Genomic DNA, 15362 nt, shown 5'->3' on the forward strand with positions numbered 1-15362 from the left:
GTAATTTTGAACTGAATTAAAACTGAAAGGTTAGAGCAAGCAAGAGCGCGACGGTTTTAGGGTTGTGTAATTTTGAACTGAATTAAAACTAATAGCGGTATGTCAATCAAGGTTAAAAGGTTTTAGGGTTGTGTAATTTTGAACTGAATTAAAATTTTTCCAACTTTCGTTGATGAAGTTTTAGTGTTGTGTTATTTATGCTAATGATAAAATAAGAATGTAAGATACGCTAGAATAGTGTGGAATTGCATTTTTGTTTTTCATTTTTATCTTAACGGTGTCTTGTATTATAACTTCTGTTCGTATTCTCGCAAAAATTCATAATTTTATAGTTGTGTTATTATGGATGTTATTCTTATTTATTGAGTATGATCATTGGTGAGTTGAATGCTATAGTGATGTGATATCAGTTACTTGAATAGAGCTGTTTTCCTCTTGAATTTATACACTTTTTGATTTCTTGAAATCAATAAATCAATCAGTATAATAATTATTGGAAAGGGGTAAACAACTATGAAACTATCTGAATTCCACGCATTTAAACGCAAACTCAACGAACTCTATCTTAATGTAAAAGACAGTAGTATGTACAAACAACTCTTCAAAAACATCAAGGCGTTAGACTGCTTCGAAACCTACTGTTTAGGAATAAGTTATCAAATCGTTTCTCACAGTACCCTCTCTAGAGAACATCAAATTAAACTCTTAGACAATTTCTACGAAGAAGCACACATACCCTTTGATCCAGAAGAAGTATATACTATGATGGAAAACGGACCATATACAATAGATGAGAATCCAATTTGGTATGGTATAGATGCTATGACATCTAATCGTCCTGGTTCTGTTAACTTTTGTCTTTACTACTCTTTGATGACTGGAATGATGCCTGAACAAGATGGCATTAATTACTACAATGAGTTAACAAAGCTCCTAAGTGGCTTCTTACATTCCTTTAATCATCATACAGATGTATATGTCGATGAGTACATCAAAGAAACAGAACATTATACAACTACAATGGCTGCCCAATTCGTTGAGAAGTGTCAAAAAGAATACATGCAGGCATCAAAAAAAGTAAATTAAACGCAAAAAAAAGACTCGAATGGGGGAATATTCAAGTCTTTTTTTTTTGCTTTTCTTTTCGTTTATTATTATAGCACAAACTGTAATCGCTATCAATAATTATTTTACATATACCCAATCTCACTATATAATGATACAGTATTGATATGGAGGAATTACAGAATGTTGGAAAATAAGAAGAATGTATTATTTGATATGGATGGACTGCTCATAGATAGTGAAGCTTTAGGAATCAAGATGTGGGAAAAAGTATTTGCTAGTCATAATGAGCCATTTAATCCAGAAGCTGCCTATAGATCAATTGGTTCAAATGGCCTGGCATCACAAGAAATACTAGAAAAACTTACAGGTAATAGATACTACTTTACTCGTTTCAGAGATGACAAGATCAAAGGAACAAGAAAATACTTAGAAACAAACCCTATGCCAGTTAAAAAAGGAGCTCATGAACTATTAACATATCTAAAAGATAATGGTTATACATTGGTCCTTACTAGTTCTACTTTTGAACCAGATGTACTATTCTCTCTCAAGTCTGCAGGTTTAGACAAGTACTTTGATAAGTTTGTATGTGGTGATCATGTCACTCGTGCTAAACCAAATCCAGAAATATTCAATAAAGCTATAGAACTATACAAGCTTAAGAAAGAAGAAACATTCATTCTAGAAGATTCTAGAAATGGTATTATTGCGGCAGATGCTGCAGGTATAGATGTTATTGGAGTACCTGATTTAGTAGATATTAGTGATATGACACAACCTCATCTACTTTGCGTAAAAGAAAATCTTCTGAAAGTACTAGATTTAATCAAATAATTGAAGAATACAAACCTCTTATTATCTCTAACATGGTACAATAGAGAAGGAAGGAGGTTTTTTAATGGATTACAATGGTTTAAGTATTGTATCACCACAATATTATCCTGATGATGAAGAATGGAATGATTTCTTTAACCTTTGGTATCAGGACTATAATTTAAATACAGATATTACAGAACATTTTCATTATTTAATATCTCATTCAGATTATCTTGTAATGGTTCAAAGACCATTAAACAATGATAATTCCGATTATGAAATCATTTCTGTATCTAATGAGCAACAACAATCCTATTTACCTGCTTTCACAAATATAAAGGAAATAACAGACTATATAGACCTTCCAGAACCACAAGAAGGCTACCAGGTAGAAATAATGGTAGCATCCTATAAACGTCTCTTAGAAGAGATATATATGCGTACAGAAGGGTTGAATGGTTTAGTGATTAATCCTTTCTCACAAAAGCTGATAGCTGATGAAAAACTATTAAACTGTATAGGACACAATACAACAATAGGGATCAATCATCATAAAGACTTACCAAGTCTTGTGCCAGCTAATTTAAAGTTTAGAAAGAATATGAAGATCTATCATTCTAATGGTAAAGATCCTCATATAAAAGAGTTATTAAAAGAAAGTGTAGAAGACCTTATGGAGGATGGGGTCTTTGCCTGTCCAGTACTTGTAAATAAGAAAGACTTATATACAAATAAGACAGGAGAACTTGCAATGCATACAGGTGCTGATATTTATATCAAACCACTTATGTGTTCTCATGCTGATCCTAATAAACTCTATATTAGTTTATTTACAGGATTAAATGATATTAAAAGAATGAATCTTGATCATGATGAACCAGACATGGAAATGATTATTACATGTCAGTCATTTGATTCATACAGAGATATACTCTTTTCTAGTGATGCATTTTGTGGTATTCTCATTAATCCTTTTACAGATCATCTAGGGTTTTCTAAAGACATGTTAGATGAAATGTTTTATAATAAAGAAACTATCAACTAAGGAGGAAAACAAGTTGAATTACAAACCTTTAAAAGATGCTCAAGCATTTACTACATCAAGATGGACTGACTCCCTTGATGCATGGAAACAAGCTCAGGATGACAAAGAAGCAGCCTACAAAGCATTCCTTAAGAACCTAACAGAATCACATTATTATGGTTATATGAATCTACCAGAAAGTGGTGAAAATTTAGAATATGATCATTCATTCTTTACTATCTCACCACAGGATGGAAGTAAGAATTTTATTTCTGTTTATACTTCATTAAAAGAATTAAAAAGCAGTCTTGCGAAACCTGAAACATCAATGCCAGGAAGAAAAGTAGAAGCAGTAGAAGTCAACTATGCTTTCCTAGCAAAAGAACTTACATTTGCTGATGGTAATCAAATTGATGGTATTGTGATTAACCCATTTAGTGATGACTATATTCTTACAAGAGAAGAATTAGTACAGATTTCTAAACGTTTATGTAATGGTTTAGATCATACAGAAGATTTAGGTAACATTACTCCTGCAAATATCTTTATTAAAGAATTTTGGAAGATTTTCCAGAATACTGAAGATGATGATAAGAAAGCTGAAATCTTTACTCATATGATGGAAGCATTTGATGATGCTTTATTCGCATTACCTATTATGGTAAGAAAAGAAGATTTAGTAGTAGAAGATGGTAATACATACATTGCTAGATCAGATGCAGATTTTGCGATTAGAATGTTATCAAGTGAAGATAATGGTGATCAGGCTAATATTGTTCCACTCTTTACATCACAGGAAGATATTGAAACATTAGATGGCTGGAATGCTGAAGATGAAGAAAGAAAATCTATGCTACTGACTGCTGATCTTGTTACTCATCTAGGAGGACTTAATAATGGTGAAGCCTTTGATGCACTCGTTATTAATCCATTCACAGATAATATTGTACTTACAAAAGAAATCCTAACTACAATGGGATTAATAGAAGGGGAGGAGTAAAAGAATGAGTAAACCATTATTAAACACAACACCAGTAGAAACAACTGATAAAGAATGGAAAGAAAGCTGTGGTAAATATGGAGAAGCTTCTTTTACTGCCACTAAACTAGAAGATGATTTAATGCATACATTAAAGGCTTCTACATTCCTTACATATATTTCTGTAGACGATGATGATGAAGATTCATTCTTCTTACAGACAGTATGTGATGATGACGGAGATGAATGGTATGCAATTTATACTACTGTAGAAAATGCACAGAACTCTTCTATTCTAGAAGATTCTGATTTCCCAGATCGTCATAATGCATTAGTAGAAGTAGACTATGAATTCTTATTGAATGAATTATTTAATACAGGTGATGATGAAATCTATGGCATGGTTATTGATCCAGAAACAGATGCATTTACTCTAGGTAGAGATACATTAAGTAATATGGGCGTTGAAGAAAACGATGGTGTAGACCATCATGAAACAATTGGTCATAGAGTACCAGGTAATATGGAGTTCTCTTGGTTATATGATGAATATATGGAAGCGCAAGGTGAAGAAGAAAAAGATAAATTCCAATCACTTATGGAAGATGTAGTTGAACGCTCATGTCTTGCATTAATGACGATTGTGAATAAATCAGATTTAGTTACTTTACCAGATGGCACATATGAATTAAAAAAGGATGCATCTATGATTATTCCTTCATTATCTGCAGAAGATGATGAAGGTAATGAATTAAGCTATTTCCCACTCTTTACATCTAATGAACAGATTGATAAATGGGGAATCAAAGATAATGTTGAATTAAAGGAAGGACAGGTATTAATCAGCGAATGTCGTCCATTTAATCAGCATATTGCTACATTCTTCGGTGCTGGAGAATATGACGCTTTATTAATCAATCCATTTGATCAGGCATTTGTTATCGGCAAGGAATTCATTAAGGCTATAAGCGGTCATCAGGAAGAAGACGAAACACCTGCTGCATAAACTAAATATTGGGGAGATACAACATGAAAAAGCTATGGAACGAATTCAAAGAATTCGCATTTAAAGGCAATGTTATTGATATGGCTGTCGGTGTCATTCTAGGTACTGCTATTACTGCTGTTGTCACATCTCTTGTACAGGATATTATCATGCCTGTATTATCTGCAATCATTAAGATTCCATCTGATATTACAGAATTAACTCTTAAGATTAATAATATTAATATCAAGTATGGATCATTCCTTTCTAACCTCATTAACTTCTTATTAATGGCTTTCTGTATCTTTATCTGTATTAAAGCGATTAATAAGGTCGTGAGTTTCCGTAAGAAGGAAGAAGAAAAAGCAGCACCTGCACCAAAGCCAGAAGACATTGTATTATTAGAAGAAATCAGAGATCTTTTAAAAGAAAAAAAATAAGCACCTAAGTGCTTATAAAGAAGGATCTTCTAGATCATCATTAAGATAAGTTGTTCTTTTAGACTTATCTTTTTTTATTTGGTCTGTACTAAAAGTGACGGTTTCTTTTGTTTGAGTAGGTGCTGTATTTACAAGATTGACACCTAATGACCATTCTTCTAGTTCTTCCTCTAGAGTATCTGCATCTTTTGCTTTTACTTTAATAGCCATACACTTCACCTCTTTCTAATTAATTATATACATAATGAACTCTTTTTAAAAGCGAATAATAATGTTAAAATATGGGAAAGGAGTGAACTCATTATGATAATAGACTTAAACCAAATCCTATCTACTTTTAATATAGATTACGAAATCGCAAAAGGAAATAATAAACTTGGTGGAGCCTCTTTACCTAAACAGTTTAATCAGGGAGGAGAAATTCAAGGTAATTTTCTCTCACGTAAATTCTCATTAATCTATGATCCTGACAAAATAAAACCTGAATGGGATAAGGTAGGACATAAGAAATATGGAATGTTATTTGAAGAAGAAAGTCTAGGTGTAATCTATCAGAAAACAGGCTTTACATCTCAATCAGGTTACTTTGTATTAAAGTATGACGGTGTTAAATATAAGATGTATAGAGTTGGATTAGAAACAGGTTACGTATATCCTATTTATGAAGGTTCTAAACTAGTAGCCTGTATTGTGGCAGATAAATCCATTTTCAATGATTTAAACCTCTACCATATTTATGCATTAAACAAGTCATATAGTTATATTTCATCTATATTTGGCTTATATCTAGATGCCTGCATCCAGTTAAAGTATGGTCCCCTAATAACTTCTCCAAACTATATTGCTGGAAAGAGCCTAAGAAAGAAATATGATCCTGCTTTTATTGAAAAAATAAAGGATATGGAAAACAAAGCGTAACAAAAATATTGTTGTAATAGAAAAAGTATGCTAATATGACTGTGGGAGTCGTATTACGATTAGAATAGCTCTTGGAAAGGTCTGAAATAGGGAGTCAGATCTTTTTTTGTTTTTGTTCATACTTAGTTCATATACTAAGACTATATTAATAACTGTAAAGAGGGCCACTCCCTAATAATAAAAGCGTCCTGTTTACGATTCATAAATAAAACTCCCTTCTAATTGTATTAAATTGTTTTTTAGAACCACTGGCTCTCCTCCAGTGGTTTTTACTTGTATTAAAATAGAAGAAGACTATACTATAGTTAGATGCCGACTTAGCTCAGTAGGTAGAGCAACGCACTCGTAACGCGTAGGTCACAGGTTCGATTCCTGCAGTCGGCACCATTTATTTTGTCAAAGTTATATATTTTGTCTATTGTGGATGAGTAGTAGGTATTTTAAAATATATATGAAATCGATAAGTGAGGTTACTTCGGGGATACGGACTGCTGCCGCAAAATGATGGAGACATCATTCGCTGGTTTGAACAGTCTATGTCGTTAAGGCGTAGACTATTGTAGTTACATTGCCCTTTAGAACTAAAGCCCAAACGGAACATAAGATACAGGACCATATATCCGATTGGGTATATGGTTTTTTGTTTGAAAGCTAACTATTGCATAATTATCAGATGGAACAATTGTTTCTTATAGAAAAGTGTCCTTATCTGATGTGACTCCAACTGTAGATATCAATATTAAAAAGAGTAAAGAATCAGGTGGAGTAAAACAACAAAAAATACATTTTGTAAAGGAATATAAATGACTAAAATACAAGAGTATAGATTCCTTAATTTTAAAGTAGATACATGTGAGAAATAGCGTTACCATATAAGAAACAAGGAGGTGTGATTATGGGAAAAACAGCAACACTAAATTTAAGAGTAAACCCAGTCGTCAAAGAGAGGGCAGAAAAAGTATTGTCTCAGTTAGGTGTTCCTATGTCAACAGCGATTGATATGTATTTGAATCAAATTTCTCTTACAGGTGGAATTCCATTTTCTGTTTCTTTACCAAATGCACCAGTATCGATTCATACAGATGGCATGACAACAGAAGAAATCCATCAGAAATTGGAAAAAGGTTACAATGATATAGATGCAGGAAGAGTGCAAAATGCAACGGAAGCGTTCGCTAAATTCAGGGAGAATCATTGATATGAAACACTACACGGTTGAGATTACAAATGAAGCATTGGCTGAGAGAATCGGCATTATGGAATCAGAACTATCTATTCGTTACAGCTCTTTCTCTATTCGTTAGCTATTCGTTACAGCTCTTTCTCTTGCATAAAAGAAGAATATCACATATAATAAAAACGCAATAATATTCGTCTAGTCGCGGAAATATATTGCGTTTAGACCAGGTGGCAGTGCACTTGGTTTTTTATTTGTCTTAATTGACAACGCTTACACTATAAGGTAAACTATATATAGAAAGAAGTGATCCTGGCGGTATGATCTTATTATGTATTGTATATATATAATAAGTATGATAACCAGGATCATTTTTATTTAGGAGGATTTGTTATGAAGATTATGGTACGTGCTGATGATTTAGGTTACAGCCGAGGTGTGAATTATGGTATATATGATACAGTAAAAAATGGTGTGATTAAGAATATTGGTTTTATGGTGAATATGCCTGATTCTGTAGAAGGCTATGAACTTGTAAAGGATTTAGATATCTGTTTAGGACAGCATACCAATGTATGTATTGGTACTCCTATCAGTGATTCAAAACTTATTCCAAGTCTTGTAGATGGGAATGGACAATTTAAGTCAAGTAGAACATATAGACAAAGTAAAGAAGACTTTGTAGTACTAGAAGAAGCAATTATAGAAATAGAAGCACAATATAAAAGATTTAAAGAGATAACTCATCTTGAACCTTCTTATTTTGAAGCTCATGCAGTAGCCAGTGATAATCTATTAAAAGGTATTGAAATTGTTGCGAAAAGACACAATCTAAAGTTCAATGATATTTCTTTTGATGGGACACCTGTTGATCTGGCAGGAGAAAAACTCTATATGCATATGGAGAGTATGAAGGAAGGCTATGATCCTTTTAAATCTTTTAAAGAAATGGTAGAGAATGCACATGATGATGGTTGTGATTTATTAGTTTGTCATCCAGGATATCTAGATGCACAAATACTACGTACTTCTTCTCTCACTCTTGATCGTACAAAAGAAGCAGAGATGTTATGTTCAGAAGAACTCAAAGAGTATCTTAAAGAACATGATATACACTTATATACATATGACGAAATAGGACACTAAAAGCTGCCACAATCGGCAGCTTTTACTATTCACACATGATTTTAATAATTTCCTGGTCAGTAGAAGCCATACCCTGACTTCCTAATACACCGATGTTGTGGATTGTATTTTCTATACCCTTAGAAATAATACCATCTCCACCATAGAACTGCTGACCGTTCATATACATATCATAACCTAGAATACCAGCTTCTACACTGACCGCAATCTTTGCAGCACAGCTTGCTTTAGCACCATCACAGATAATACCAGAAGTAATAGCTAAGGCATTCACGATTGTATGATTCATCACTTCTTCACTTGCATCCTTTAAATAAGCAAGTCCTGCACCACATGCAGCACCCGCACTCACTGCACCACAGAAAGCAGATAAACGACCAATCTCAGTCTTTAAATGAATGGCTGTTAAGTTAGAAATCACAAGAGCACGATATAACTTCTCTTTATCTAAATGTTCTCTTTCTGCATAAACAATAAGAGGTACGGATACAGTTAATCCTTGGTTACCACTACCAGAATTAATCACTACAGGTAGTTCACAACCATTCATTCTTGCATCACTACCAGCTGCTGCATAGGCCTTTAATAGACTTGGTAAATCTTTTCTAATCGCAATCACCTTACCAATATTAGCCCCATAATCACCATGCATTCCTTCTTGTGCAATGGCAGTATTACATGCAATCATCTGATCTAATAACTCTTTTACATCATCAATCTCTACTTCTTTCGCAAAAGTATAAATATCATGCATAGTAAGAGTGAGATAATCTTCATCAATAGTCTGTTTTAATGCTTCTCCACATACAATAGTTTCATTATCTTTTGTCATTTCTATAATATGTGTATGTGTTCCCGCAATATGTACCATTGCTTCATGTTCATCATTTGATACAGTTAAACGAATATCTAAAGAATAAGGGGATTCTAAAGGCTGTACTTTAATAGAAGCACTATTCATAAGTTCAGTCATCGCAACAATATCTTCTTCCTTCACATGACTAATAACCTCTAATTCTGCTTCTGCATCTCCGCCTGTAATCCCAATACAGGCAGCTGTTTCAATACCTTTATTTCCATGAGTATGAGGCACAATAACACTCTTAACATTCTTGATGATGTTACCACTGACTTCAATTAATATCTTATTTGGCATACCACCTAATGTCTTTCTTGCGAGACTTCCTGCATACGCAATTGCGATAGGTTCTGTACATCCCATGGCAGTTACGAGTTCCTTGTTTAAGATTCTTACATAAGTCTCATAAAGTTTTTTATCCATTCTTTTTCTCCTTATTAAAAAGGCAATGAATCATTGCCTTATTGATCAATTTCTTTTCTATAAATGTCAAAGCTGCTTACTATCATTGCAAATAAGAATCCAGTTGACACAAAGAAGATTGTATAATCAAGTAATCCATGAATATAAATCATCACAATATAGCCTACAATTAAAGCAACAAGAGTAGGGTTACACTTAGTTCTTAATAAGCGATATAAACGTTTAATATTTTCAATGAAGAACGGTGCGATCACCAATAATCCTATAATCCCAAAACATAAAACAGGATCAATAAAGATATTATGTGAATGCTGTGTAGGATGCCCACTATATTGTGCATAAATATGCCAGTATGTCATAGGACCTTCACCAAATAAGAAATGTGTCTTAATGTTCTGAATAGCAACTTCCCAGATATGTTTTCTTACCCCTAAGTACTTCACAATATTGCTCATACGTGGAATATATTGAGGTTTCGCAATAAAGAAACCAACACCCGCTGCACCTACAGCACAAATACCACCAAAACTCTTGTAATTACGATTAAACAACAACATAATCGCAAGACCACCAGCAAGTGCAGGCCATGCAGTACGACATCCTGTTAAATATAGACAGAATAAGTTAAGTAATGTAATTAAACCAATAATCACTATTTCTTTAATATGATCCATAAATCCATGATTATGAGTATACTTCAAGAACTTATAGAAGCAAATAGCCACAAAGAACTCAATCATCATTGCATAGTAGTTCGCATTAAAGAACATCGCATTTGTACGATACTGTGGTGCATTAAATACAACCAAATACCATCCCTCAAGATCAAACTGTCTTAAGATGTAGATATATTCAATAATAGCCCATACAGCTGCAAATACACTTAAACCAATCACTATATTCAACATTGTATCAAATAGTTCTTCACTTGCATGACGTCTATATACAAGTGTCATACTATATAACATTAAATAACCTAATGATACACCAGCTCCTGGCCAGTTCTGGTAAAAGACACTTGTTAAGAAAATAAGTGCTGAGAAGAAAATAATATATTTGCTTCGTTTTGTTTCTTCATAACCTTTCTTTACTTCACCCTGTTTGATCCATTTAAAGAATATAATTGCATGAATCACTACAGTAATATAGAAAGGAAGGAATATTGCGGCAATCGCAATAAGAAAATCACATTGCACAGAATCAAAACGTGACTTTAAGTTTTTAATAATATCCATGAGACCCCCCCTTTAATTACATTCTATATTATACACGAAAAATCAAAAAAAATATTGTTTACTCACGAAATATTGGTAGAATACTCTATGGAGGTAGAATATATGAATATGAACACTTCATTCTTCTCTTTTAAATCAGGATCTCCATTCATGATTATCCTATCTATTATTTTAGGAACATTACTCATGGCTTATGGAATCTATGAAATCTTCTTTAAGAAAGATAAAAGAGAAATTAAAGGAATTTACCACGGTTATAAGAAAGTCAATAACTTATATTGTCGTCCTATCTTCCAGTATTCTTATGGTACAAAGAAGTATAACCAGGCATCTATCCAGGAATTTAAAGTAGAAAAGATTGAAAAAGATTATGTAAAAGGACAGGAATATCCTATTTATTTAGGGGAACAGGCGAATACATTCTATTTAAAGAAGAAAAACACTTGGTCTAACTATTTATTAATCGTTGCAGGTATCTTATTCTATGTCAGTGCTATTCTAGGTTATCTAGGATTCTAAAAAGAAGTAGTTTTTAATAACTACTTCTTTTTCTGTATAGGATGGAATATTTTGCCCCATATTGAATGAAATGATTAGATTGATACTTCTTTGGAAGTCTAACTATTTTAAGAATTTTGTGATACTTATATACTTAAATGTGTTTTCCAATCTGAGGGAAAATTCATTGCTGAGAGATTGACTTTATTATTCTGGATGAGTTCATCTAAATCATCTACAAATATTGTCCATTCTTCATCGGATGAACGAAGATACTTCATTGCTAGTAAGATTTGATATAAACCATTATGTGTTGGCTTGGGCGTAATTTTATCTGCATCTAGGATTTCTGGTGTCGTATTTATTGTTCGATTATAAATTCTGGAATTATGAGCACATATATTACGCAATACTGAAACTCCCTGTATCCATGAAGTAAGCATTTTTTGTGATGGATTTACTGAATTTCCTTTTTTTGATTTGTATTGGTAATTACTCGCTAGGATAGAATATGAACTTCCTATACCGGTTTTTAAATTCTTTATTATCTTCGATAGTGTACCAAATGAAAGAACTTCAACAACGGCCCATACTGGTACTTCTCCATCGTGTTTGTCAAAATTATGTTTGATAAACACATCATTGGAACGTGCAATTTGTGACGCTATTGCAGACATATTATTCCAATATAATTGCTTCTGTTTAAAAATCGATGAATCATGCAGAATAAGTGGATCGTTATGTATTATAAGTAGAGCATCTACTAAACGTACTCTTAAAGCTACCTCAATTTTTGATATCATTGAAAAAATTAAGGAAGATAATTGCTGATCAAATTTGTACAAATTTAAAATATCTTCAAATTTTGTTCCTGGAACATACTTTTTTGAAGAATTATCATATAAGTGAAATGAATATCCACGCAAACGATAAAATCCAATTGATTTTAATGCTTTTTCTACATCACTATGTGATGTAATCAACATTCCAGCATTTTTATAAGATTGAACTTGTTGCGCTATTGTTAATATTTGTTTTGAATATTGATACATAGAGCACCTCATAAATAAAAAAGTCCCACCGGGTTGCGCATGAAAATCAGAGGCGTGGTGGGTTCTGTTAAGTACATTATACAGTTTTAGTTGCTGCTGTCAATATTGTTTTACATTGAATTTTTGACATATTGTTTTACATTGAATTTTTGAATTTCATGATATATCTTTTATTACTTCTTTTTCTTTTCTAATCTTTTTTCTACAGCACGATAAAGTGGTTCTAATAGTTTCTTATTCTTTTTCTTACATACAAGATAGAAACTATTAGTCGCTTCTTTATCTATGATTGGAATAATCTTTCTATTATCTGGCTTGCCATCTCTTTCTATAGATAAATTAGAAATAAATGTAGGAAGAGTAGAATTCTGAGTCAGATCCATAAATACTTCTCTATTATCCTGAAGAATAAAATGAGTATGAGGCTGTGTTTCTAAATGCATTGGATACCATACACCAGTTCTAGAATACAAAAGCATTGTCTGACCATCTAGATTCTTAAAGAATAATGCTTTACTATCAGCAAGAGGATGATCAGGTGCTAATGAGAAATATAATGTTTCTGTATCATACAACTCATAATATAATTCTTTACTATCAGGAATTTTATTTAATACAACAGCTGTATATAAATCATTCTCTAAACCAGATAATAAGATATCTGGCATTTTTATTTCTGAAGAAATAGCCATATCTTCATATATCTTACTAGCATAAGGTACTAAGTCCCATAAAGGTGCAGGTGCGCATGATCCAATACTAATTGTATGAGTCATACGATCATATTCACGTACACGAGCAATCATATCATTTGCAGAAAATAATACCTTCTGTGCATAATCAACAGCAACTTTACCAGTCGCATTTAAAGTAATACGATTCTTTTCACGGTCAAAAATAGGAACTTGCAGTTCTTCTTCAAGCTTCTGCATGGCACGAGAAAGAGCTGGCTGAGAGATATGTAATGCTTCAGCCGCTTTAGATAATGTTCCATATTTAGAAACAGCTAATAATTGTTCGACTTGTCCAATTTCAATCATGTAATATTCCTCCTCACTATGCACCCACATTATAGCATAATACAAAACTGGCATTGTACTTTTCTACTTATTATTAATAAAATAGACATAGAGGTGAAGACTATGAAATATACATTTATGGAAAACTTTAAAGACAAAGATCCAGAATTTTATGACTTTTATTCACATTTTATAGGTGAAGAAGTAATCAATGATACCACTTTAGATGATAAGAGTAGATACTTATCTATTACTGCAGTACTTGTAGGTACAAAAGCTCATGATTTATTTAAGGATATGTTGGATGATTTATTGAAATATCTCACAGCTGATGAAATCCAGGAAGTCCTTTATCAAGCCGTGGCTTATCTTGGTATTGGGATGGTTTATCCATTCCTCACTATTATGAATAAACATGTGAATAAACCATTAAAGAGCGCATCTACCACAAATAAAGACAATCGTATAGAACTTGGTAATGAAAAACAATGTGAACTCTTTGGTGAACATATGAGAGGATTCCAAACAAGTGGTCCTGAAGAAGAACGCCATATCAAGAGATGGCTCGCAGGTAACTGTTTTGGTGATAACTATACAAGAATAGGACTCACTGGAGCACAAAGAGAAATGATTACATTCTGTTATCTAGCAGCACTCGGCACTGAACCACAATTAAAATCTCATATTGGTGGAAACTTCCATGTAGGTAATGATGCACATTATCTCCTTAACGTGATTTCTAACTGCATGCCTTATATTGGTTATCCACGTACTTTAAATGCGATCAGATGTATACATGAAATGGAGAAATAATCATGAATTATACTTTAGAAGATATCAAGAAACAGAGTCCTTATCCTATTGGTGAATTGAATACTGCATATGCTAAGTATTTTGTAGGTAATAGTTATCTCTATTCTATTAATAATCAAGAAGTAAATATTTCTAATGTTACTTTTGAACCAGGATGCAGTAAACTGGATTATGTAGCATAAGAGTGTATAGCGTGTCTGTAGTCTGATTTTTGCCATAAATAAGTACAGGATACACAGAGAATAGAAAAGAATGTGTATTCAGTTAAATAAGAAATAGATAGCTGGTATGAGAGAACAAGGAGTCTTTCATACCAGTTTTTTTGTGGGAAAAGGGATAGGTTGCACAGGATCTGCCAGGAGATTTCAGTAGGTTTGGTGAATAGCTTTCTCCCAGAAGTGTGGTATAGTCTTGTGCTTGGAACAGGAAAACTACACAGAAGGGAGACACCGATATGACAACACAGCCAGATATCATCTGGAATGAGCAATGCTTGGGGATACGGATAGGAGAACAGGTTTGCACCTATCTGAAAAAGCATGATGCGGAATACCAGAGACTGCAAAATAAAATACTGGAACTTACAGAGAGGTATCCAGTAATAGAAACATTTATGGAGTCGAATCAGGCAATCAGTCTAACGACAGAAGAGCATAAGGCAGTGCATCAATATTTCCGACTGGAAAGCGAAAAGGAAATGATAGAAGAACAGTACCATTTTTATATGGGACAGGCTCAAATGATCTCCTATGGAGCAATGCTTGGAAAAATTAAAAAAGCAATATTGGGAAATGATGACGGTGACACAAAGAAACTGCTGGAGTTGCTGCTGGATACCTGGATTGATGAGGTTGAAGATCAGCTGAAAGAAAATACAGTGTACCAGGGAATGCTTGAAAAAATATCGAAA

The 15362-nt window shown here is 33.0% G+C and carries 18 protein-coding genes, 1 tRNA gene and 1 riboswitch; of the genes, 14 read left to right on the plus strand and 5 right to left on the minus strand.

All coding sequences use genetic code 11. The features are described 5' to 3' along the window. Positions 1–513 precede the first annotated feature (513 nt). From QVO42_RS02110 to mscL, 6 genes are all read left to right on the plus strand, one after another. Positions 514–1086 (plus strand): hypothetical protein, encoded by a 573-nt coding sequence (locus QVO42_RS02110; protein ID WP_022424538.1) that lies wholly within the window; start codon positions 514–516, stop codon positions 1084–1086. A 162-nt stretch (positions 1087–1248) separates the two neighbouring features. Continuing rightward, the gene (locus QVO42_RS02115; RefSeq protein ID WP_022424539.1) at positions 1249–1902 is read left to right on the plus strand and encodes an HAD family hydrolase; all 654 of its coding nucleotides are present in this window, start codon (positions 1249–1251) and stop codon (positions 1900–1902) included. Positions 1903–1966: 64 nt separating this feature from the next. Then, a complete protein-coding gene (locus tag QVO42_RS02120) occupies positions 1967–2929 on the plus strand; it encodes an SseB family protein (RefSeq protein ID WP_022424540.1) in 963 nt (320 codons plus the stop codon). Positions 2930–2942: 13 nt separating this feature from the next. Further along, positions 2943–3908 (plus strand): SseB family protein, encoded by a 966-nt coding sequence (locus QVO42_RS02125; RefSeq protein ID WP_022424541.1) that lies wholly within the window; start codon positions 2943–2945, stop codon positions 3906–3908. 4 nt (positions 3909–3912) lie between these two features. After that, positions 3913–4893 carry an SseB family protein gene (locus tag QVO42_RS02130; RefSeq protein WP_022424542.1) on the plus strand — a complete coding sequence of 327 codons (981 nt, stop codon included), beginning with the start codon at positions 3913–3915 and terminating at the stop codon, positions 4891–4893. Positions 4894–4916: 23 nt separating this feature from the next. Then, positions 4917–5312 carry a large conductance mechanosensitive channel protein MscL gene (mscL, locus tag QVO42_RS02135; RefSeq protein ID WP_022424543.1) on the plus strand — a complete coding sequence of 132 codons (396 nt, stop codon included), beginning with the start codon at positions 4917–4919 and terminating at the stop codon, positions 5310–5312. Between the two features lie 12 nt (positions 5313–5324). On the opposite strand, the gene QVO42_RS02140 is transcribed toward mscL, so the two are convergent. Then, on the minus strand, positions 5325–5522 hold the full coding sequence (locus QVO42_RS02140) for a hypothetical protein (RefSeq protein ID WP_022424544.1): 198 nt from the start codon (positions 5520–5522) through the stop codon (positions 5325–5327). 93 nt (positions 5523–5615) lie between these two features. Between QVO42_RS02140 and QVO42_RS02145 the strand changes: the two genes are divergently transcribed. The 4 genes from QVO42_RS02145 to QVO42_RS02160 all read left to right on the plus strand — a co-directional run bounded on the left by QVO42_RS02145 (position 5616) and on the right by QVO42_RS02160 (position 8553). After that, positions 5616–6230, plus strand: coding sequence for a hypothetical protein (locus QVO42_RS02145; RefSeq protein ID WP_022424545.1), 615 nt, complete (start codon positions 5616–5618; stop codon positions 6228–6230). Between the two features lie 311 nt (positions 6231–6541). Continuing rightward, a tRNA-Thr gene (locus QVO42_RS02150) sits at positions 6542–6617 on the plus strand. 62 nt (positions 6618–6679) lie between these two features. After that, positions 6680–6835, plus strand: a riboswitch (M-box (ykoK) riboswitch). 290 nt (positions 6836–7125) lie between these two features. Further along, entirely contained in the window at positions 7126–7428 is a 303-nt protein-coding gene (locus QVO42_RS02155; RefSeq protein WP_022424546.1) for a type II toxin-antitoxin system RelB/DinJ family antitoxin, read from the plus strand. A gap of 372 nt (positions 7429–7800) precedes the next feature. Then, positions 7801–8553, plus strand: coding sequence for a ChbG/HpnK family deacetylase (locus QVO42_RS02160; protein ID WP_022424548.1), 753 nt, complete (start codon positions 7801–7803; stop codon positions 8551–8553). Between the two features lie 25 nt (positions 8554–8578). On the opposite strand, the gene QVO42_RS02165 is transcribed toward QVO42_RS02160, so the two are convergent. Both QVO42_RS02165 and QVO42_RS02170 read right to left on the minus strand, forming a co-directional pair. Beyond that, positions 8579–9835 carry an L-cysteine desulfidase family protein gene (locus QVO42_RS02165; RefSeq protein ID WP_022424549.1) on the minus strand — a complete coding sequence of 419 codons (1257 nt, stop codon included), beginning with the start codon at positions 9833–9835 and terminating at the stop codon, positions 8579–8581. A gap of 38 nt (positions 9836–9873) precedes the next feature. Further along, positions 9874–11070: an O-antigen ligase family protein gene (locus QVO42_RS02170; protein WP_022424550.1), complete on the minus strand. Its 1197-nt coding sequence runs from the start codon at positions 11068–11070 to the stop codon at positions 9874–9876. A gap of 102 nt (positions 11071–11172) precedes the next feature. Between QVO42_RS02170 and QVO42_RS02175 the strand changes: the two genes are divergently transcribed. Then, positions 11173–11589 (plus strand): hypothetical protein, encoded by a 417-nt coding sequence (locus QVO42_RS02175; protein WP_022424551.1) that lies wholly within the window; start codon positions 11173–11175, stop codon positions 11587–11589. 125 nt (positions 11590–11714) lie between these two features. Here the strand turns inward: QVO42_RS02175 and QVO42_RS02180 are convergent, their stop codons facing one another. Both QVO42_RS02180 and QVO42_RS02185 read right to left on the minus strand, forming a co-directional pair. Next, on the minus strand, positions 11715–12620 hold the full coding sequence (locus QVO42_RS02180; RefSeq protein WP_022424552.1) for an Abi family protein: 906 nt from the start codon (positions 12618–12620) through the stop codon (positions 11715–11717). A gap of 173 nt (positions 12621–12793) precedes the next feature. Continuing rightward, positions 12794–13660, minus strand: coding sequence for a LysR family transcriptional regulator (locus tag QVO42_RS02185; protein WP_022424553.1), 867 nt, complete (start codon positions 13658–13660; stop codon positions 12794–12796). Between the two features lie 102 nt (positions 13661–13762). Between QVO42_RS02185 and QVO42_RS02190 the strand changes: the two genes are divergently transcribed. The 3 genes from QVO42_RS02190 to QVO42_RS02200 form a co-directional block, all read left to right on the plus strand. After that, positions 13763–14452 carry a carboxymuconolactone decarboxylase family protein gene (locus QVO42_RS02190; protein WP_022424554.1) on the plus strand — a complete coding sequence of 230 codons (690 nt, stop codon included), beginning with the start codon at positions 13763–13765 and terminating at the stop codon, positions 14450–14452. A gap of 2 nt (positions 14453–14454) precedes the next feature. Beyond that, the gene (locus QVO42_RS02195) at positions 14455–14634 is read left to right on the plus strand and encodes a hypothetical protein (RefSeq protein WP_022424555.1); all 180 of its coding nucleotides are present in this window, start codon (positions 14455–14457) and stop codon (positions 14632–14634) included. A gap of 272 nt (positions 14635–14906) precedes the next feature. Next, positions 14907–15362: DUF6664 family protein (locus QVO42_RS02200; protein ID WP_288163607.1), on the plus strand; the 456-nt coding region annotated here is incomplete at its 3' end.

This window comes from Catenibacterium sp. CAG:290 (genome assembly GCF_000437715.1).
GTDB lineage: Bacteria > Bacillota_I > Bacilli_A > Erysipelotrichales > Coprobacillaceae > Catenibacterium > Catenibacterium mitsuoka_A.